The 20,319-nt window shown below is 58.7% G+C and carries 18 protein-coding genes; 7 read left to right on the forward strand and 11 right to left on the reverse strand.

The features are described from left to right. Window positions 1-387 precede the first annotated feature (387 nt). The 6 genes from rseP to pyrH all read right to left on the reverse strand — a co-directional run bounded on the left by rseP (window position 388) and on the right by pyrH (window position 6,141). A complete protein-coding gene (rseP, locus tag ACN0VH_RS03010) occupies window positions 388-1,737 on the reverse strand; it encodes an RIP metalloprotease RseP (protein WP_278921777.1) in 1,350 nt (449 codons plus the stop codon). 4 nt (window positions 1,738-1,741) lie between these two features. Beyond that, window positions 1,742-2,914, reverse strand: coding sequence for a 1-deoxy-D-xylulose-5-phosphate reductoisomerase (dxr, locus tag ACN0VH_RS03015; protein ID WP_417699462.1), 1,173 nt, complete (start codon window positions 2,912-2,914; stop codon window positions 1,742-1,744). Window positions 2,915-2,932: 18 nt separating this feature from the next. Next, entirely contained in the window at window positions 2,933-3,715 is a 783-nt protein-coding gene (locus ACN0VH_RS03020) for a phosphatidate cytidylyltransferase (RefSeq protein ID WP_278921779.1), read from the reverse strand. After that, the gene (uppS, locus tag ACN0VH_RS03025) at window positions 3,712-4,386 is read right to left on the reverse strand and encodes a polyprenyl diphosphate synthase (RefSeq protein ID WP_417699980.1); all 675 of its coding nucleotides are present in this window, start codon (window positions 4,384-4,386) and stop codon (window positions 3,712-3,714) included. The genes ACN0VH_RS03020 and uppS overlap by 4 nt, the downstream gene beginning before the upstream one ends. 107 nt (window positions 4,387-4,493) lie before the next feature. Beyond that, window positions 4,494-5,057, reverse strand: coding sequence for a ribosome recycling factor (frr, locus tag ACN0VH_RS03030; RefSeq protein WP_278921781.1), 564 nt, complete (start codon window positions 5,055-5,057; stop codon window positions 4,494-4,496). 337 nt (window positions 5,058-5,394) lie between these two features. Continuing rightward, window positions 5,395-6,141 carry a UMP kinase gene (gene pyrH, locus ACN0VH_RS03035; protein ID WP_278921782.1) on the reverse strand — a complete coding sequence of 249 codons (747 nt, stop codon included), beginning with the start codon at window positions 6,139-6,141 and terminating at the stop codon, window positions 5,395-5,397. 154 nt (window positions 6,142-6,295) lie between these two features. On the opposite strand from pyrH, the gene miaA reads away from it, so the two are divergent. From miaA to ACN0VH_RS03065, 6 genes are all read left to right on the forward strand, one after another. After that, window positions 6,296-7,162, forward strand: a complete 867-nt coding sequence (miaA, locus tag ACN0VH_RS03040) for a tRNA (adenosine(37)-N6)-dimethylallyltransferase MiaA (RefSeq protein WP_278921783.1) — start codon at window positions 6,296-6,298, stop codon at window positions 7,160-7,162. 233 nt (window positions 7,163-7,395) lie between these two features. Beyond that, the gene (locus ACN0VH_RS03045; RefSeq protein ID WP_278921784.1) at window positions 7,396-8,211 is read left to right on the forward strand and encodes a helix-turn-helix transcriptional regulator; all 816 of its coding nucleotides are present in this window, start codon (window positions 7,396-7,398) and stop codon (window positions 8,209-8,211) included. Window positions 8,212-8,626: 415 nt separating this feature from the next. After that, window positions 8,627-10,294 (forward strand): ABC transporter substrate-binding protein, encoded by a 1,668-nt coding sequence (locus ACN0VH_RS03050; RefSeq protein WP_278921785.1) that lies wholly within the window; start codon window positions 8,627-8,629, stop codon window positions 10,292-10,294. 122 nt (window positions 10,295-10,416) lie between these two features. Further along, a complete protein-coding gene (locus ACN0VH_RS03055) occupies window positions 10,417-11,469 on the forward strand; it encodes an ABC transporter permease (RefSeq protein WP_417699463.1) in 1,053 nt (350 codons plus the stop codon). Window positions 11,470-11,484: 15 nt separating this feature from the next. Continuing rightward, window positions 11,485-12,927 carry an ABC transporter permease gene (locus ACN0VH_RS03060; protein ID WP_417699464.1) on the forward strand — a complete coding sequence of 481 codons (1,443 nt, stop codon included), beginning with the start codon at window positions 11,485-11,487 and terminating at the stop codon, window positions 12,925-12,927. Window positions 12,928-13,042: 115 nt separating this feature from the next. After that, entirely contained in the window at window positions 13,043-15,130 is a 2,088-nt protein-coding gene (locus ACN0VH_RS03065; RefSeq protein ID WP_417699465.1) for a dipeptide ABC transporter ATP-binding protein, read from the forward strand. A gap of 41 nt (window positions 15,131-15,171) precedes the next feature. Here ACN0VH_RS03065 and ACN0VH_RS03070 read toward each other — a convergent pair whose 3' ends face one another. The 3 genes from ACN0VH_RS03070 to ACN0VH_RS03080 form a co-directional block, all read right to left on the reverse strand. Next, a complete protein-coding gene (locus ACN0VH_RS03070) occupies window positions 15,172-16,332 on the reverse strand; it encodes a cytochrome-c peroxidase (RefSeq protein ID WP_417699466.1) in 1,161 nt (386 codons plus the stop codon). Between the two features lie 94 nt (window positions 16,333-16,426). Continuing rightward, complete coding sequence (locus ACN0VH_RS03075) at window positions 16,427-16,801, reverse strand: hypothetical protein (protein ID WP_278921790.1); 375 nt, start codon at window positions 16,799-16,801, stop codon at window positions 16,427-16,429. Window positions 16,802-17,046: 245 nt separating this feature from the next. After that, a complete protein-coding gene (locus ACN0VH_RS03080; RefSeq protein WP_417699467.1) occupies window positions 17,047-17,589 on the reverse strand; it encodes a lytic transglycosylase domain-containing protein in 543 nt (180 codons plus the stop codon). A gap of 307 nt (window positions 17,590-17,896) precedes the next feature. Here ACN0VH_RS03080 and ssb point away from each other — a divergent pair, with 307 nt between their 5' ends. Beyond that, complete coding sequence (ssb, locus tag ACN0VH_RS03085) at window positions 17,897-18,415, forward strand: single-stranded DNA-binding protein (protein ID WP_278921792.1); 519 nt, start codon at window positions 17,897-17,899, stop codon at window positions 18,413-18,415. Between the two features lie 179 nt (window positions 18,416-18,594). Here the strand turns inward: ssb and aroB are convergent, their stop codons facing one another. Both aroB and ACN0VH_RS03095 read right to left on the reverse strand, forming a co-directional pair. Next, a complete protein-coding gene (gene aroB / locus ACN0VH_RS03090; protein WP_417699468.1) occupies window positions 18,595-19,716 on the reverse strand; it encodes a 3-dehydroquinate synthase in 1,122 nt (373 codons plus the stop codon). Between the two features lie 2 nt (window positions 19,717-19,718). After that, on the reverse strand, window positions 19,719-20,306 hold the full coding sequence (locus ACN0VH_RS03095) for a shikimate kinase (protein WP_417699469.1): 588 nt from the start codon (window positions 20,304-20,306) through the stop codon (window positions 19,719-19,721). Between the last annotated feature and the right edge of the window lie 13 nt (window positions 20,307-20,319).

The following is a 20,319-nucleotide window of genomic DNA, read 5'->3' on the forward strand; positions in this document are numbered from 1 at the left end:
TCCCAAGACACAGTGAAAGAAAAATAAAGCTGGACGAAAGCACCCGATCAGAGCCCAGTCGCAACAATAGTGCCAGCCCGTTTTCACTCTCTGCCTGTTTCAGCATGTAGCGATCCATAACTTGTCCCCAGTAGATATGCGGCGTTCAACTGGCATGCAGCGCCCAGCGAAGACCCGCGTTAGTACAGACTAACAAAACCTTACTGAAAGAATGTGGCATGAGTTGGGCGCGGCGCTGAAAAGGCGACGATTACTGGCCTCGCCTTGGTGCACACAGAGCGAGGCACAGAGAAAATGACCGGTGGGGGGGCGACGTGCCGAGGGCCGGGGGCCGGGGGCCGGGCTGCAACACAGACGGCAGCCCGGCCCCTGGGCCACTATCGAAGACTAGCAGAAAATATCGTTGCCCAGGGCAAAGACCATCAGGGACAAGATCATCGCGATGCCGATGCTCATCAAGATCTGTACCGCCCGATCATTGGGCGGACGCCCCACCACGGCCTCATAGGCGTAAAACACCAGATGCCCGCCATCCAGCGCTGGAATCGGAAACAGGTTCAGCAGGCCCACAGCCGTGGACAGCACAGCGATAAAGCGGATGAAGCTGACCGCCCCCTGACTGGCGGTATCGCCAGAAGCCTTGGCAATGCCAATCGGCCCCGACAAGTTACAGGTGCTGATCGCCCCGGTGATCATATGGCTAAGCCCCGAAACGGAGGAGCTCACCACTGCCCAGACCTGGCCAGTGCCGACCACAAGGGCCGCGCCAAACCCGGTGCGTTCGGTGGCATAGTCGATAAGGCTGCCGCCCGTGATGCCGATCAGCCAGCGGCTGGTGAAACCGCCATCAGCCTGCGGCATGTCCACATGGCGCGGAGACAGCGTCACCTCAACCGGCTGACCAGCGCGCATCAGCACCAGATCCAGCGGCTGGCCCTCGGTTTCGGCCACCATATCGACCAATTGGCGAAAGGCAAAAACCGGCTTTTCGTTCAAGGCGGTAATGAAATCGCCACTTTGGATACCCGCATCGGCAGCGGCGCTGCCGGGCATCACGCTGGAAACATAGGCTGGCGAAAAATAGGTGTCGGTGACCACCTGCTCGGCCCCATCACGCCGCACCAGATAGTCAAGCTCGGGGCGCACCGGCAATTGGTCGGTAAACGCCTTCCACCCCGCCGAGTCGTCGCGATCCGGAATCGGCACACCGGCGACCGCCAGCAGTTCGTCACCGGGGCGCAGGGTGTTTTCAACGCCCGGAACCGGCACCAGGGATTCGACAGTCAGCGGATCACGCACGGTTCCAACAGCCAGCGCCAGCGCAGTGAAAATGATAATCGACATGACAAAGTTGAAAACCGGCCCGGCAACAACCGTGGCCGCACGAGCCCAAAGCGGCGCGCCATGCATTGTACGTCGCAGCGCAACCGGATCGGCCGCCACTGCATCAATCGCGTCGCTATCCTTGCCAGAGGCCGCATCGGCATCGCCGAGAAACTTCACATAGCCGCCAAAAGGCAAGGCTGCGATCTGCCATTTGGTGCCGCGCTTGTCGCGGCCGCTCCATAACACAGGGCCAAAGCCCAAGGAAAACACCTCGGCGTGGATGCCTGACCAGCGTCCGACGATGTAGTGGCCATATTCATGCACCGCGACAATCACCGAAAGCGCAATAACAAAGGTGATGATCGTATAGAAAAAACCGCCAAGCTGCGGGATAAGTGAGAGGAGGTCCAAAACTTTAGCCTATGCTGTGAGCGGCAGCCGCATCTGCGGCCCTACGCGCCATGTGGTCAATCTGGGTGACGTTATCAAGGGTCATTGCGGAATCAATAAGGCCGCTTTGCGTCTCAATCTGATCCAGAACCCGGGCGGTGATCTCGGCCATGTCGGTGAACCGAATGCGGCCTGCGATGAAGTGATCGAGCGCGCGCTCCTTGGCCCCGTTGAAGACTGCGCCCATCAACCCGCGGCGCTGCATCACCTGCTGTGCCTGCTGCAACGCGGGATAGCGCTGCATATCGGGGGCCCGAAAGGTGAGCTGGCCGATAGCCGCAAGATCCAGCCGCGCCACCGGCAGATCGCGTCGCTCGGGCCAGTGTAGCGCATAGCCGATGGCATGGCGCATATCAGGCGCGCCAAGATGCGCCATCAGCGCCCCGTCCTTAAAGCCGACCAAGGCATGCACCAAGGATTCCGGGTGTACCAGCACTTCGATCTGCTCCGGTGCGACATCAAAATATTCACGTGTTTCAATGACTTCCAGCGCCTTGTTGAACATAGAGGCACTGTCAATGGTGATCCGCTGCCCCATGTCCCAGTTGGGATGCGATGAGGCCTGCGCCAGGCTTGCCCCCGGCAGGTCAGCAATTGGCCAGTCGCGAAATGCCCCCCCCGAAGCCGTGATGACAATGCGTTCGACCGCTGAGATATCTTCCCCGACAAGGCCCTGAAACACTGCGGAATGTTCACTATCCACCGGCAAGAGGCACCCGCCATGCTGTCGGGCCGTCTGCATCAGCAATTGCCCGGCACAGACCAGAGATTCCTTATTGGCCAGCGCCAGTGTCGCGCCCTGCTCCAGTGCTTTCAGCCCCGGTGCCAGCCCGGCGACCCCGACAATGGCCGACATCACCCAGTCAGCCGGGCGGGCGGCGGCCTCGATCAGCGCATCCGGGCCTGCGGCGGCCTGCACTGCACTGCCCGCAAGGGCCTGACGCAGCGCCGACAATTGATCCTCAAAGGCGGTAACCGCCACATCGGCCCGCAGCGCAATCGCATCGGCCGCCAGCTGGGCAATGTTGCGCCCGCCGCTAAGCGCAACAACGTCATAGGCATCGGGGGCACGCGCAATCAGATCTATCGTGCTTTGCCCGATAGATCCCGTCGCCCCAAAAATAGAGATTTTCCGCATGGTCTTTCCCCTTTCAGGTTATCCCAGAAAGATAAAGAGAAACAGGAACATTGCCGCGGCGCCAAGCATACCGTCAAAGCGATCCAGCAACCCGCCATGGCCCGGAATAAGGCCGCTTGAATCCTTAACCCCGGTCTGCCGCTTCAGCGCGCTTTCCGCAATATCCCCGGCCTGGCTTGCCATGGAAACCGCCACAGCCGCGATCACCAGACCAAAGCCCAAGCCAAAGAACGGCGCAGCACCAGCCCCAACCAGGGCGGCAGCCCCCCATCCCGCGCTGGTTCCAGACCAGGTCTTCTTCGGGCTGATACGTGGCCAGAATTTGGGACCGCCAAAGGTTTTGCCCGCGAAATACCCGGCCACATCGGTTGCGACAACAACCACCGCCAGCCAGATCAACCAGCCTGCCCCCAGCCCGGTGCGTAGCCAGATAAAGCTATAGCCCGCCAGCACGATCCAGATCGCAAACAGCGCAAAGCGCAGCTTGGCGTCAGGCAGCATCATGGCCCAACCCAGGGCCACGGGCAGCACCAGCACGGCAAGCCCTAAAACCATAGGCAAAAGCCCGGCAAAGAAAACCGTTACTGCGGTCACCGCGCCCAGCAGCACAGCGGTTCCAAAGCGCCGGGGGGCCAACATCTGGCTCAACTCCCAGACCATGCCGCCACAGCACAACGCAATCACAAGGCTAAAGACCAGACCGCCGACCCAAATGGCCACAAGCGCAACAGCCACCATGATCAGTGCGGAAATCAGCCGTGGGAGCAAATCCCCCCAGCGCCCCGGTTGCGCCGGGTTCATGTTTTGACCGCCCCAAAGCGGCGATCCCTATTGCCAAATCTCTGACACAGGCAGGCCAGCTCTTCCGACGTGAAATCCGGCCAAAGCGTATCAATGAATTCATACTCGGAATAGGCCGACTGCCAGAGCAGAAAATTCGAAATCCGCGCTTCGCCACTGGTGCGGATTACCAGATCGGGATCTGGCAGCACATGGGTGTCGAGATAACGGGGCAGTGTTTCTTCGTCTACGTCTTTCGGCAACAGCCGCCCAGAGGCGACATCTGCGGCCAGTCGCTTGGTGGCGCGGGCCACCTCGTCGCGACCACCGTAATTGAGAGCGATGGTCAAATGAGTGCCCTCATTCTGAGCGGTTTCATGCTCCAGCTCATCCATAAGCTGCACCAGCTTGGCATCCAGCCGCACCCGATCGCCGATAAAGCGTACCCGCACATTGCGCGCAGCAAGCGCCTTCATCTCTTTCGAGATATAGCGGCGAAACAGGCTCATCAATCCAGAGATTTCGACCTGGGTGCGTTTCCAGTTCTCAGTCGAAAAGGCAAAGATCGTCAGGTATTTGATCCCCAGCGCAGGACAGCATTCCACCACCTCGCCAACGCGTCGGGCACCGGCATGGTGGCCAAAGAGGCGCGGTCGCCCCCGCGCCTGAGCCCAACGGCCATTGCCATCCATGATGATGGCAACATGCCGGGGGCCGACCGGGGGGGGGCCGGCAGATGTGCCCTGTTCGGCCCCAGCACTGGCCACACGGTTTTTTTTATCTCTGGCCATAAAGCGGATCAGACCTGCATGATTTCGGCCTGCTTGTGCTCAAGCGCCTCATCTACGGCCTTGATCATCGCATCGGTCAACTCTTGCACCTCTGTTTCCCAGAACTTCTGGTCATCTTCGGACATACCGTCGGCCTTGGCCTTTTTGATCTGATCCATGCCATCGCGCCGCACATTGCGGATAGAGACCCGCGCATGTTCGGCATATTGGCCGGCGACTTTGCCCAGCTCGCGGCGGCGCTCCTCGTTCAGCTCTGGGATCGGCAGCATGATGATGGTGCCGTTGAGCTGTGGGTTAATGCCAAGGCCGGAATTGCGGATCGCTTTTTCCACCGGCCCAACCAGACCTTTATCCCAGACATTGATGGTCACCATGCGTGGTTCGGGCACATTCACTGTACCAACCTGGTTGATCGGTGTCATCGATCCATAGGCCTCGACCATGACTGGCTCCAGCATAGAGCCAGAAGCACGTCCCGTGCGCAAAGAGGCAAATTCTGTTCGCAGATTTGCCATTGCGCCATCCATGCGGCGTTTCAGATCGTCGGTATCCAGTTCGAAATCGTCAGACATTCTATTGTCTCCCCTGACTTGAGGCAGTCTTTGTTCTGCACATAAGCCATTGGTCCACCGATGTATAGAGCGACCATGCCAGGGTTTTGCACTGCGCCAACCCCGAAAAGCGTCCATTCGCGGCGCCGCGCAAGACCAGCAACCCCAAACGAAATTGCGCGTGACAGCCAGGCCGTCACGCGCAGAAATTCACCGGGTCAGCACAGACCTTGGGTCTGCATCAGGATAGATCAATTCTCCCAGCCCATGCCCCCACGCTTGGTGCCAATGCAAGGGGGCCATCCGCACCATAGACGCAAAGCGTAACAGCCAGATGAAAGCGCCAGAGAATATTTGGTTAGCCTTCGACCTTGGTGTAGGTGCCTTCGCCGGCCAGAATACCCCGGAAACCACCGGGTTCATCCAGCGAGAACACGATGATGGGCAGGTTATTGTCGCGCGCCAGCGCGATGGCAGACGCATCCATAACGCCGAGCCGTTTTGCCAGAACGTCATCAAAGCTCACGCTGTCATAGCGGACTGCATCGGCGTATTTCTCAGGATCCTTGTCGTAGACACCATCGACCTTGGTGCCCTTGAATATGGCTTCGCAGCCCATTTCATTGGCCCGCAACGTGGCAGCAGTATCGGTGGTGAAATAGGGGTTGCCGGTGCCCGCCGCAAAGATGCAGACCCGCTTTTTTTCCAGGTGGCGCACGGCGCGACGGCGAATGTAGGGCTCGCAGACCTGATCCATCGGAATGGCCGAAATCACCCGGCAGAAAACGCCCAGATCCTCTAGCGCGCTTTGCATGGCGAGGGCATTCATCACGGTTGCCAGCATGCCCATGTAATCGGCAGTTGTGCGTTCCATCCCCTGGGCGGCACCGGACAGGCCGCGAAAGATATTGCCGCCGCCAATCACCATGGAAATTTCTACGCCCATGTCATGCACGGTCTTCACTTCGCGGGCGATGCGCTGAACGGTGGGCGGATGCAGGCCAAAGCCCTGATCCCCCATCAAGGCCTCCCCCGAAATTTTCAGCATGACACGTTTATAGGTAGCGTCTGGAACAGTTTCCAGCGTTTCAAGATCAAGGGGCATGTTGCGCTCCGGCAGATGAGGGGGTTAGTTTGCGCGGCAAAATGAAGCAAAATGGCGCGGGTTTCAATGCAGTGCAGAGGCTTTCGCACCTGTTTCTGCAACGCTTGCTCTGCCGCCCTTGGCGCAACACCACCAACCCTGGAACGGACCGCTGATGTTACTGCCCGATATCGACCCGGACAAACCTGTGCTTTTGGCGGGACCAACCGCCTCGGGGAAATCTGCCCTGGCGATGGAAATCGCGGAAAAACAAGGCGGTGTAATCGTCAATGCCGATGCCAGTCAGATCTTTGATTGCTGGCGCGTGGTCACCGCCCGCCCTTCACAGGCAGAGGAAGACCGCCTGCCGCATCATCTGTATGGCCATGTCGGTTTTGATCAGCAATATTCCGCAGGTCATTGGTTGCGCGAGGTGGAAACCCTGCTGGCCGGCCCCGAAAGGCTGATCATCGTTGGCGGCACGGGACTGTATTTTTCAACCCTGACAGAGGGTCTGGCCGAAATTCCACCAACCCCGGCAGAGATTCGCGCAGATGGCGATTCCCTCTCGCTGGCAGAACTGCTGGGCCAGCTGGATGACCAGACGGCGAGGCGGATTGATATCTTGAACCGGGCCCGGGTGCAGCGCGCCTGGGAAGTGCTGCAGGCCACCGGGCGTTCGCTGGCCAATTGGCAAGACGATACCCCGGCCCCGCGCCTGCCTCTTGCGCGGTGCAACGCGCTGGTGATGCATAGCCCCAAGGACTGGCTGGAGCCGCGCATTCGCCGCCGCTTCGATCAGATGCTGCAACAGGGGGCCCTCGAAGAGGTTGAGGCGATGCAGGCGCGGTATGATCCAGCCCTGCCCGCCTGCAAGGCAATCGGTGTGCCAGAGTTGATGGGCTATATCACTGGCGATCTATCGCTGGATGAAGCGCGTGAACAGGCAGCGATTGCCACCCGGCGCTATGCAAAACGACAGCGCAGCTGGTTTCGTTCAAAAATGAAACACTGGACCCCGATCCAGTCAGGCGCGCTCTAAAAGCCAGGGCCGCGGGCGTGCTGCGCCCTGGCGCTGCAGGGCCGTGGCTTTTCCCGCTTGCTCTGTTAATCACTGGTGCCACAGTATTGAAACACTGGCATTTTTACTCTGACCCCATATTTTCATACGATCATTTAAATTTTGAAACATAATCTGGCAAAACTTGCCCCGAATCACTTTTTCGTGCCCTGTTTCGACAACAGATTAACTATTATAGAAGTTCTGACTACTGAATGCCTTTTGATCCAAATCCCATTGAAGAAATCCAGGTTACCCCCCTGTCCAGATTGGCCGCGGATGGGGCGTGGCAGACAGAGCTGGCACATGACCGCAACGAACATCTGTTGATCTGGATCACGCGCGGTCAGGGCCGTTTTCTGATGGAGGGATATCAACGTGGCTTTAGCCCTCATAGCGCGCTGTTTTTTCCGGCAAGGTCACTTTGGTCTGTTGAATTTGGTCGCCAATGTCTGGGTCAGGCGCTCAGAATTCCGGTCTCTGCCCCGGTGGCCACCCCGGACATGCCACTGCACCTGAAAATCTCTGATCCCCGCGAACAGGCCCGCCTGAACGCGCTTTTGGACTCCATCCTGCAGGAACAGACCGGCCATCCCGCGCTGTGGCGCCGGGCGTTGCAATGCTATAGCGAGCTGATCAGCATTCAACTGCGCCGCCTGCCGCCCTCTGGGCCGTTGCCGCCCGCGCGCCCATCAGCGGCGCGACGCCTTTCGCAATCCTATTGTCAGCGAGTCTGCGAATATTACGATGCCCGCACCACCATGGCAGATCACGCTGCGGCGCTGAATGTGACGCCCACCCATCTGACCCGGGTGTGCAAGGCAGAAACCGGCAAGACCGCGGCGGCCTTGCTCACCCAACGCCAGCTTTATGCCGCCCGCAGTCTTCTGGTGTTTTCAGAGCTGAGCATGCGCGACATTGCCGAGCGGATCGGATTTGGGAGCCCAGCCTATTTCACCCGCTTCATCACTCTGCACACCGGTCAGACCCCTAGCACCCTGCGAAAATCGGCGCGCATGCGACGCCCGTGACCCCGCCGAACCAAGCGGTCGGGTTTGCGCTGGTCGCTAGGTCGGCGCCCGCCAATGCAGTTGCGCCGCAACAGGCGCGGCACCTCGGGCCTGCGCTGCCCCCTCCCCCCGCAACCTGTTCATTATTTTAGGGAATACCCAGCGTATCTGTCGACGCAGGCCATCGCGCCCAAGACTGGGCAGATATGCCCAGTTCAGAGGCAGTCAACCGCCAATTTGCTAAACGCGACACAAAAAATGTCGCTTTTTAACCCGAGACAGCCGATTCTGTGCATTGACCTGTCTACAGAACTAGGGCCGAATGAGTGTACCAAAAGGCAGCAAGCCAAAACCGTACCGCTTCAGGCGCAAGACCAGGAAAATGGCAATGTCCAACTGGGGTCCGTTCCCCATGGAGCACCAAAGGGAGATCCGAATGACCAACGTTTCCACCACAGACCAACAGCCCCATTGGGCAGCAAGAATGCATGCCCAGGAAGTTCTAGACGGGAAGCTGGACCGACGCGAGTTTCTGGCCCGCGCCACTGGCCTCGGGGTAAGTGCTGCTGCGGCCTATGGGCTGCTTGGCCTGACCGCACCGGCGGCCCAGGCGGCCACCGAAATGAAAGAGGGCGGCACCCTGCGGGTACAAATGGAAGTCCGCCCGCTGAAAGACCCGCGCACCTACGACTGGTCGCAGATGGGCAACCAGACCCGCGGCACCCTCGAATACCTGGTTGAATATAACAACGATGGCTCTATCCGCGGCATGTTGCTGGACAGCTGGGAAGTCAATGACAACGCAACCGTCTATACCTTGAATGTCCGCCAAGGCGTCACCTGGAGCAATGGCGACGCTTTCACCGCAGAAGATGTGGCGCGCAATATCGCCGGATGGTGTGACAAGGGGCTTGAAGGCAACTCAATGGCCGGGCGTTTCGCCACGCTGATCGATGCTGAAACCGGGGCGGCGATTGAGGGGAGCATTGAGGTTGTTGATAGCCACACCCTCCGGCTGAACCTTCCGACATCGGATATCTCGATGATTGCAGGCATGGCCGACTACCCTGCTGCCATTGTGCATTCCAGTTTTCAAACCGATGATTTCACAAAGAACATTGGGACTGGCCCCTATCTGTTGACCAATCTTGAAGTCGGCGTCAAAGCCACGCTAGAGCGCAATACCGAACACACGTGGTGGGGCGAAGCGGTCTTTGGCAGGCCCGCGCTGGACCGCATCGAATATACTGATTTTGGCACCGACCCCTCCTCTTGGCTGGCGGCGCTGGAATCTGATGAAGTTGATATGCTCTATGAATCAGTTGGCGAATTCATCGATGTGATGGATGCGCTTGGCTACGTTAAATCCGAAGTGGTGACGACCTCCACAATCGTTGTGCGCCCCAACCAGCTGGCCGAAGTCGACGGCAAACGCCCCTACGCGGACAAACGTGTACGTCAGGCCATTCATTTGGCAACCGATAACGCTGTCTGCCTGGAACTGGGCTATGGCAATCGCGGCGAGGTGGCGGAAAACCACCATGTTGGCCCGATCCATCCCGAATATGCCGAACTGCCGCCGCAGAAACACGACCCCGAAGCAGCCCGCGCGCTGATGCTCGAAGCGGGCATGATGGACTATGAGCATGAAATTGTCTCGATCGACGACGATTGGCGCAAGAACACCACCGATGCTGTGGCAGCACAGCTGCGCGATGCCGGGTTCAAGGTGAAACGGACAGTGCTGCCCGGCTCTACTTTCTGGAACGACTGGACCAAATATCCCTTTAGCTCCACCAACTGGAACGCACGACCGCTGGGTGTGCAGATCCACGCGCTGGCCTATCGCTCTGGCGAGGCGTGGAATGAATTTGGCTGGTCCAACGCAGAGTTCGACGCGCTGCTGACCGAGGCCCTGGCCATCGCCGACGCCGACAAACGCCGCAAAGTGATGAAGAAGATGGAGATGATCATCCAAGAGGAAGGGGTCACCATTCAGCCCTACTGGCGCTCTCTCTATCGTCACATGAAGGAAGGCGTCGCCAATGCCGATATGCATGTGTCCTTTGAACACCACCACTATAAATGGGGCTGGTCGGCCTAACCGCGCCACCAGTACCCGCCCCTGCGCCACGACCTAGCGCGCGGGGGCGCTCTCTCCCTCAGCCATCAACACTGCGCCGCCCCGACGGTGCCGGTATTGACGCCAGACAGACAGGGACCCCAATGGGATTGTTTATTTTACGCCGATCAGGTGTGATGATCCTGACGGCACTATGCCTGACGTTCATCGTTTTCATATTGACCAACCTCGAACCAAACCTGGAAAAACTGGCCAAGACCCAGGGCAATTTCCGGATGAGCGACGAAGCGGTAAACAGCTGGCTCAACAACAACGGTTACGGGCAGCCGGCTGTGGTGAAATACGGCCAATGGCTGGGCGCTTTGCCGGGCTGGACCCGCACCACTGAAGAGGGTGTCACAGGGCGATGCATCACCGGTACGCAGCCAGAGGCCGAGGCAGGTCAGGCTGCGCGCTTCTGCGGCATCCTGCAGGGCGAATGGGGCTATTCCACCCGGTTCAAAGACGATGTGGCGTCAATTATATCCGTCCGCCTGGGCAATACCGGATATCTGATGCTGTGGGTTCTGGTCATCATGGTCCCGTCAGCGCTGATCATCGGGGTGTTGGCGGGCATGCGTGAAGGGTCGGTGACCGACCGCAGCCTCTCCACTGTGTCGATCCTGACCACCGCAACGCCAGAATATGTTTCTGGCGTGATTTTGATTGCGATCTTCACCTCTTCGACCGTCGGGCTGAAGTGGTTCAAGGGCACAGCGACATCCGCAATGGAGAACCCGACCTTTGAGAATTTCTTTCTGCCGGTCCTGACCATTGCGCTTTATGGTATGGGCTATATCGCACGGATGACGCGGGCCTCGATGACCGAGGTGATGACGGCGCAATATATCCGCACCGCCCGACTAAAGGGCGTGAGTTTCCACAATATCGTTTTGAAACATGCGCTGCGCAATGCTCTGATCGCCCCCTTTACCGTCATCATGCTGCAGTTCCCCTGGTTGCTGAACGGCGTGGTAATCGTGGAAACTCTTTTCAATTACAAAGGCTTTGGCTGGATCCTGGTTGAAGCCGCCGGCAACAACGACATCGAATTGCTCCTGGCGATTTCCGTCGTCTCTGTTGTTGTTGTGCTGGTGACGCAGCTGATTTCAGACATCGGCTATGTCTACCTCAACCCTCGTATTCGTATTTCATAAAGGAAGGAGAGAGAGATGGACCCTCTTAGCTGGACCGGCCAAATTGCCTTCCTGAACCCCGTTTTGGCGCTGGGCCTTGGGCTGTTGGGCCTGTCGGTGCTGGCCTGGATTGGGCTTAGCAGTCTGCTGCCGGAAAACCGCGCGATCACCCCCTCTGGCGCGGGCCTCGGCCTGCCGACCGGCCCGCGAGAGCTGAGCGGCCTTGTGGTGCGCCTGGCCTTTCTGCTTACGGCGGCCGTCATTGCGGCCTATCTGGTTCTGGGGCTGGCACTGGGCACTGGCGCGGGCATCATTGGTGCCATTGCCCAGCGGCTTTTGCCGGTCTGGATCGCCTTGGTGCTCCTCTTTGCCCTGTCCATCAGGTTCAAGCAGCGCCTGGGCCTGTATGGCAAGCTGTTTGACAGCCCCATCGGCATGATCGGCTTTGGCCTGGTGATGTTCTGGGTTTTTACCGGCATATTCGGGGCCTTTGACCTGATAATCACCCATGATCCATTGGCGCAGCTTTCCGGTCTGAAGAACAAAGTGCCCGGCACCCCACTGCCACGTCCCGAAGACGGTGATTTCCAATGGTATCTCCTGGGGGGCGACAACCTGGCCCGCGATGTTTTTAGCCGTATGGTCAAGGGCGCCTGGGAGGTGGTGAAAATTGCACCGCTGGCAACCCTGTTTGCCTTTATGGCCGGTATCACGCTGGGCCTGCCAGCCGGGTATTTTGGCGGCCGGATTGATACGATCCTATCCTTTCTTGCCAACCTGATCCTCGCCTTCCCGGTTATCTTGCTCTTCTATCTCTTGGTGACACCCGAGATCGTTCAAACCGGTCTGCCACAATATATGGCCGCGGTGCTTTTTGCCTTTCCACTGATCTTTTTCACGGTGTTGATCAATGCGCGGTTTCGCACCCAGCCGCAGCAGAACCGGCTATGGTTGTCTGTGGCGCTAATCCCGCTGGTCTGGGGGTATTTTTCACTGATCAATCAGACTGGATCAAAAATCAACTTCTTACCCCAAAGCCTTGATCTCTTTAATATTCCGGGCGGCATACTGGTGGTTTTTGTTTCTGTGGTCTTTGTCAACTCGCCCACCGTGTTTCGCATCGTGCGCGGCCTGACAATGGATATCAAAACCCGCGACTATGTTGCCGCCGCCCAGACCCGGGGTGAGCGCCCTTGGTATATCATGCTGTGGGAGGTTCTGCCCAATGCCCGCGGGCCGCTGATCGTCGATTTCTGCCTGCGCATTGGCTATACAACCATCCTGCTGGGGACGCTTGGCTTCTTTGGGCTTGGCCTGCCGCCCGAAAGCCCGGATTGGGGATCTACCATCAATGAGGGGCGCAAGCTGTTGGCGATCTACCTGCACCCCGCCCTGCCCCCGGCCTTTGCGCTGTTGAGCCTGGTCTTGGGCTTGAACCTACTGGCAGACGGACTGCGAGAAGAGAGCATGAAGGATTGATCCGCGTTGGTTTTTCCGGAGCCGGCATTGCCGGGGGCCAGCCCCCGGGCCCCCGGGATATTTGCAGCCAAATGAAGGGGCGCTGTCCCCTCTTGCCCCGATAGGGAGATACAAGATGAGCAAAATGGCAGAATATGATGGGCCGATCCTTGAAATCGACAAGCTGTCGATTTCGTTTTTCACCCGGCGGCATGAAATCCCGGCGGTGATGGATTTTTCCGTCTCGGTACAACCTGGGGAAGCCGTTGGTCTGGTTGGTGAATCCGGCTGTGGAAAGTCAACCGTGGCGCTGGGGGTGATGCAGGACCTGGGCAAGAATGGCCGCATCGTTGGCGGCAATATCCGCTTTAAGGGCCGCGATCTGGCCGAGATGAGCGCCGATGAGCTGCGCGACATTCGCGGCAATGAAATTGCGATGATCTATCAAGAGCCCATGGCCAGCCTGAACCCGGCGATGAAGATCGGGCGTCAGTTGATGGAAGTGCCAATGATCCACGAGGGGCTTGGCGAGAAAGAGGCCTATGACCGTGCGTTGGAGGTGGTTACCGATGTGCGCTTGCCGGATCCTGAGCGGATGCTGCAGGCCTATCCGCATCAGTTGTCAGGTGGGCAACAGCAGCGGATCGTCATCGCCATGGCCCTGATGTCAAAGCCGGCGCTGCTGATCCTGGATGAGCCGACAACCGCGCTGGATGTCACGGTTGAGGCGGCGGTGGTTGAACTGGTGCGGGATCTGGGCAAGAAATACGGCACGTCGATGCTGTTTATCAGCCATAACCTGGGTTTGATCCTGGAAACCTGCGATCGTCTCTGTGTGATGTATTCCGGAGAAGCGGTGGAGCGAGGGTCGATTTCCGAGGTGTTTGATGATATGCAGCACCCTTATACTCAGGCGCTGTTTCGTTCCATTCCCCTGCCTGGGGCTGACAAGAATGCCCATCCCCTGGTGGCGATTCCGGGAAATTTTCCCCTGCCGCATGAACGGCCACAGGGCTGCAATTTTGGTCCTCGCTGTGATTACTTTGAGCCTGGGCGCTGCGATCAGGGCGAAATCGAAATGTCGCCCGTGGCGGGCAATGATCGCCATGCGACCCGCTGTCTGAAGCACCTTGAAATTGACTGGGCAGCGCCGATCACGCTGGCCGAGCAGAAGGAAAAGACCCAACCGGGCAAGGTGGTTCTACAGATCGACAACCTGAAGAAATACTATGAGGTGGCGGCAAATGCGCTGTTTGGCGGCGGTGCAAAAAGGGTGGTGAAGGCAAACGAGACCCTGAGCTTTGCAGCGCGCGAATCGGAAACTCTTGCAATCGTTGGTGAATCCGGCTGCGGGAAATCGACCTTTGCCAAGGTGTTGATGGGGCTGGAAACGGCAACCGAGGGGGAGATTCTGCTGGATGGCAACAACATCGAGCAGACCGCGATTGAAGATCGCGACACCCGCACCATTTCCGATGTGCAGATGGTGTTCCAGAACCCTTTTGATACGCTCAACCCCTCTATGACGGTTGGTCGCCAGATCATCCGCGCGCTGGAGGTGTTTGATTTCGGTAGCTCTGATCAGGACCGGAAACAGCGCATGCTAGAGCTGCTGGATCTGGTGAAACTGCCACGGGCCTTTGCAAACCGCATGCCGCGCCAATTGTCGGGCGGTCAGAAACAACGGGTCGGCATTGCGCGGGCCTTTTCTGGTGGCGCGCGCATTGTGGTCGCGGATGAGCCTGTTTCGGCGCTTGATGTCTCGGTGCAGGCGGCGGTGACCGATTTGCTGATGGAAATTCAGCGCAAGGAAAAGACCACCCTGCTGTTCATCAGCCACGATCTTTCAATTGTGCGCTATCTCAGCGATCGGGTGATGGTGATGTATCTGGGCCATGTGGTCGAATTGGGCGATACCGATCAGGTCTTTTCCCCGCCCTATCATCCCTATACCGAAGCATTGCTAAGCGCTGTGCCTATCGCTGATACCTCGGTCGAAAAGCAGCATATCGTGCTGGAGGGGGATATTCCTTCGGCGATGGATCCGCCCTCTGGCTGCCCGTTTCAGACCCGCTGCCGCTGGAAGAGCGAAGTGCCCGGCGGGCTGTGTGAAACCACTGTGCCGCCCACCCGCGAGATGCAGGCAGGCCATCAGATCAAATGCCACCTGAGCGATGAGATGCTGGCACGGATGTCGCCGGTGATCACGGTTGCCGCAGAATGATCGCTACATTGCGGAACTGAGCCAGCGCCGGGATACCGGCGCTAGTCTTCTAGCAGGGATTCATAGCGCTGATCTGTGAGCGTCTTCAAAAAGGCGACCAGTGCCGCCACCCGGCGTTCATCCAGCGCAGGACCATGGGTGAGTTCCTTTTGCGACAGCGTACCGGGCACCATTGGGTCGCCCCAGGGCTGGCCGGTTTCTGGATTAATCTGCGCTGCGGCGGCCTTGCTGTTATAGCGGTTGTAAAACAACACGACACTGCGCAGATCCTGGAACACCCCATTGTGCATATAGGGGCCGGTCACCGCGACATTTCGCAGGGTGGGGGTACGGAATTTTCCGCGCTCGGCCGGATCCGTCACCGCCGGATTGGCCAATAACCCGTCATCGACATAGTCAGCTGCCAGGCCGACCTCTTGCTGCACTGCGGGATTTTGCGGCACACCGATATTGTGATAGCTGTAGTCACTGAAGGTCTCTTGCGCGTCCATCGGGCTTTGGCGCAGCTGATGGCATTGGTTGCAATTGGTGAACTGATCGGAGAAGAACAGGGTGCGGCCTAGCTCTTCCTCTTTCGAAAACTGTGCCTTTCCAGCAAGGTAGCGGTCATACTTACTGTCAAAGGGAGCGAATTCTGCGCTGCGTTCAAAGGCGGCAATTGCCGCAGTCATAGCCGCAAATCCCCGATCTGGATCTTGCAGAACATCGGGCGAAAACAGCCCGGCAAAGGCCGCTTGATAGGCAGGTTTTTCCCGCAGTCGCTGCACCAGAACCGCCTTATCCGGCAACCCCATCTCGACCGGGTTCAAGGGCGGGCCACCGGCCTGCTCTTCCAGATCACGCGCCCGGCCATCCCAGAACAGGCCACCGATCCAGGCACCATCTGCGTTTTTCTGAAAGGGCGGGATGAAGCCCGCGTAAGAAGCGGTCGGCGCGTTGCGGTTTCCCAGGGAATGGCCGTCATCCCCCAAAGAAAATGCGCCGCGCGCCGATGGGCGCGGATCACTAAAGCCCATTTCCGGCGCGTGGCAACTGGCGCAGGCCTGGGTCCGATTTAGCGATAGATCCTGATCGTGAAACAGCGCCTCTCCCAGCTCTTCCAGGCCCAACTCTTCCAAGGGCGGCTGCGCCTGACCTGCGCTGCCGCACAGGATCCAAAGCGCGGCAAGCGTAAAACGGATAGAAGATTGAGCGGGCTTCATCATGGGCTCCGGAATGAGGGGCGATGCCGGTAGTTTCCCCATCCCCATACTGCGATCGTTGATGTAGCGCAATTTCCAATGGTAAAATCAGTGCTTAGCTCAACAAAAGCACCACAATCATAAGCAGATTCATTGAAGAAAACTGCATCAACCATGGGTGACGCCGACTGCGCAGCGCGACATAGAGCGCCAGAACAATCGAAACGCCCATCGCCGCAAGCGACAGCCCACCACCGACCAGCCCCGGCAAACCAGTATCCGGCCCCCAGGGGGACTCGGCAAGCGTTATACCCTTGACGCCAAACCCAATCGTAATGCCAAAAATCGCACCAAACAGAGTTGCCCCGACGCTGCGGGCCTTGGCCAGTCCGCGCCCGCCCAATACGCTATCAATCATGTCATGTGTCGGCACCACGCCAGGTGTCCATTGAATGCGCTCTAGCCGGTCTTCAAAGCTTCTGCTGGTCACGTGAATTCCTCCTGAAATCGCAGGCAAGATCATAAAAAATTAAGGCCGATTGGTGGCAACGTAGCGGAGTTAACAGGGCGTTAAGCAAAATTACGATCTCGTTAACGCGATCCGTGCTGGCGCGACGGGATGGCCGCATGGACTGGTCAGACATCCTGTCAGCCCCGTCTGCACGATCTGACACGCCCGCGCAATCTGGATGCTTTGCATCCAGGCACCGCTCTGGCCCCTCGCCTGCGCAGGCATCAGCTGCCCCAGATGACGGCCACGTAGTTTTGGGTTTCTTTGTAGGGCGGTACTCCGCCATATTTGCGCACCGCCTGCGGCCCGGCATTATAGGCGGCAAGCGCCAGACGCCAGGAGCCAAAGTTGCGAAACTGTTTGGCCAGATAGCGCGCGCCACCTTCAAGATTTTGTTTCGGAATAGCCGGGTCCACCCCTAGCCTGCGCGCCGTGGCAGGCATCAGCTGCGCCAGCCCCATAGCTCCTTTGTGGGATTTCGCATTTGGGTTCCAATTGCTTTCCTGCTGCACCAGCCGCAGAAACAGATCTTCGGGCACCCCATGTTTACGTGCAGCCCGGCGCGCCATCGCCAGGTATTCACCGCGATACTTGCCGCTGTAGCGCGGGCTGGCTGAGGTCAGGCCGGGAATAGGCTTTGGCTGCAAACGGACAGAGTTTTCATACTGCTGCGCGGCACGGGTATCCAGAATTCGCGTGTGCGACGCAAATAAATCACGTCGGCTCTTGGTGCTGAACATATCCGCAGATGCGCTGGATGCCAGCATAAGCCCACCTGCAAGACAGGCACATGACATCCCAAATCTCTGTGACCGCATTGCTCCCCCCCTTAACCCTGCAAATATTTTGCCATACTATAACGAAACGTTTACCAAATGAAAGCGATCCTGCCGACTGGGCTCTGCGGTTTACCGCCATTGCTGCAAGGTATTGAGACACAGAAATCCCATCAGGATCAGAGCAGCGCTTTTCACCCCGCGCCAAGGTCTATACCCTCCCCCCAACTTTGCGGATGAGATTCGCTCGTAGTCCCGCACGCGTTACAACATAAGATAGAAATAAGGACGGACCCCAATGGCCGGCTCAGTCAACAAAGTCATCCTCATCGGCAACCTGGGCCGCGACCCAGAAGTCCGGTCGTTTCAGAACGGCGGCAAAGTGTGCAATCTGCGCATTGCCACTTCCGAAAACTGGAAAGACCGCAACACCGGCGAACGCCGTGAACGCACCGAATGGCATTCGGTTGCAATCTTCAGCGAAGGTCTGGTCCGGGTCGCAGAGCAATATCTGCGCAAAGGCTCCAAGGTCTATATCGAAGGCCAGTTGCAGACCCGCAAATGGCAGGACCAAAGCGGAAATGACCGCTATTCCACCGAAGTCGTGCTGCAGGGCTTTGGTGCCACGCTGACCATGCTGGACGGTCGTGGCGAAGGCGGCGGTGGTTTTGGCGGCGGCCAAGACAGCGGACAGGGTGGCGGCTATGGTGGCGGCAGTGGCGGTGGCTACGACAGCGGCAGCCAGCAGGGTGGTGGCTATGGCGGCGGCAGCAGCGGCCCGTCGCACAACATCGACGACGACGAGATCCCATTTTAAACTCCCCAATCGCGCATGTCCGGCTGCAAAGGCAAAAAGGCCAGGCCGGACAAACACGCGTGAAACTGGCAAGACAACCATACGTCCGGGCAATCAGAAAAGGGCCAGCATCTGCTGGCCCTTTTTCTTAGGTTTCTACTGTTCGTCTTGGCGCGCTAACTGGCCCAACCCAGCAGGATCTAAGCCTGAGGGCGATCCGCCAAGGCGTCCTGCAAGACAGACAAGACCACCTCTTGGGGCACATCTGCAGTGACAAAGGCCTCGCCAATGCTGCGGGCAAGGACAAAGCGCAACTGGCCGTCCACCACCTTCTTGTCCTGGCTCATCAGTTCCAGCAGGGTCTCGGCATCGGGTAAGCTGCCGTCGATATCCGACAGATCAGTTTTCATCCCCATGGCTTTCAGATGGGCGCGTACCCGGCTGGGATCTTCCTGGCTGCACAGGCCCAAACGTGACGACAGCTCAAAGGCCAGCGCGCAGCCAATGGCCACGCCTTCGCCGTGCATCAGTCGGTTGGAATAACCGGTTGCGGCCTCTAGCGCGTGGCAAAAGGTATGGCCCAGGTTCAAGAGCGCGCGGTTGCCCAGTTCGGTTTCATCCTCGACCACGATATCCGCCTTCATCTGCACCGAACGGGCCACTGCCTCGACCCGCGCCTGCATATCGCCCGAGGCCAGATCTGGCCCCTTTTCTTCCAGCCATGAAAAGAAATCCGCATCGCCCAGCATGCCGTATTTGACCACTTCGCCATAGCCGGCCAGGAAATCGCGCGCGCTAAGCGTGCCCAGAACCGCCGTATCCGCCAGCACCAATGTAGGCTGATGAAAGGCACCAATCAGGTTCTTGCCCTGGGGCGCGTTGATGCCGGTCTTGCCACCGACAGAGCTGTCGACCTGCGCCAACAGCGAGGTCGGGATCTGTACGAACCTTACGCCACGGCGCAGCACAGAGGCGGCAAATCCGACCAGATCACCAATCACCCCACCGCCAAGGGCGATGACGACGTCGTTGCGCTCTACCTTTTGCTCCAGCAGCCATTCCACCGCGCGCGAAAACTGCGGCCAGCTCTTGGTTGACTCACCCGCCGGCAAGGCCAGAGAGACCATTTCAATCCCGGCGTCGGCCAGCCCGGCGCGCAGGGCATCCAGATGCAGGCCCGCAACCGTTTCATCCGTGATCACCGCCACACGCGGGCGCGTCACAAAGGGCCGAATTCGCTGCCCGGCGTGCTGCAACAGCCCCGGCCCGATCACCACATCATAGGCGCGCCCCTCCAGGGGAACATGTACGATCCGTTCCATTATCAGCTCTCCAATACGTCAGGTCGCGCCTGTAGGGCCAGCAGCACCCGGTCTACCATTTGTTCAATCGACGCCCGCCCATCCGATACCACCGCGATATCTGCCTTGGCATAAAGTGGCACCCGCTGCTGATACAGCTCTGCCAGGGTGGCGCGGGGGTCAGCGGTCTGCAACAGAGGCCGCGTATCCCGGTGGCGGACCCGGTTCCACAGCACCTCCAGATCGGCCTGCAGCCAGATCGAGGCACCATTTCGGGTGATGGTTTCACGATTTTCCGCCGCCAGAAAGGCACCGCCTCCGGTGGACAGCACGCCGCATTCCTCGGTCAACAGCCGGGCAATGACCTGGCGCTCTTTCAGACGAAAGAAGGCCTCGCCATCGCGGGCAAAAATCTCGGGGATAGTCATATTGGCGGCGGCTTCGATTTCGTGATCGCTATCCAGAAAGGGCACCCCCAGCCGCGCGGCCAGGGCGCGGCCAACTGCCGTTTTTCCTGCGCCCATCATGCCAACCATGACAACAGTCTTTTTCAAGCGTCCGGGATCGGGCTTTGAGGCATCTGCCTCGGTCATTTGCTCTTTTTCGCTCATTCTTCAGTGAATG

The organism is Pseudophaeobacter sp., assembly GCF_048267565.1.
Taxonomy (GTDB): domain Bacteria; phylum Pseudomonadota; class Alphaproteobacteria; order Rhodobacterales; family Rhodobacteraceae; genus Pseudophaeobacter; species Pseudophaeobacter profundi.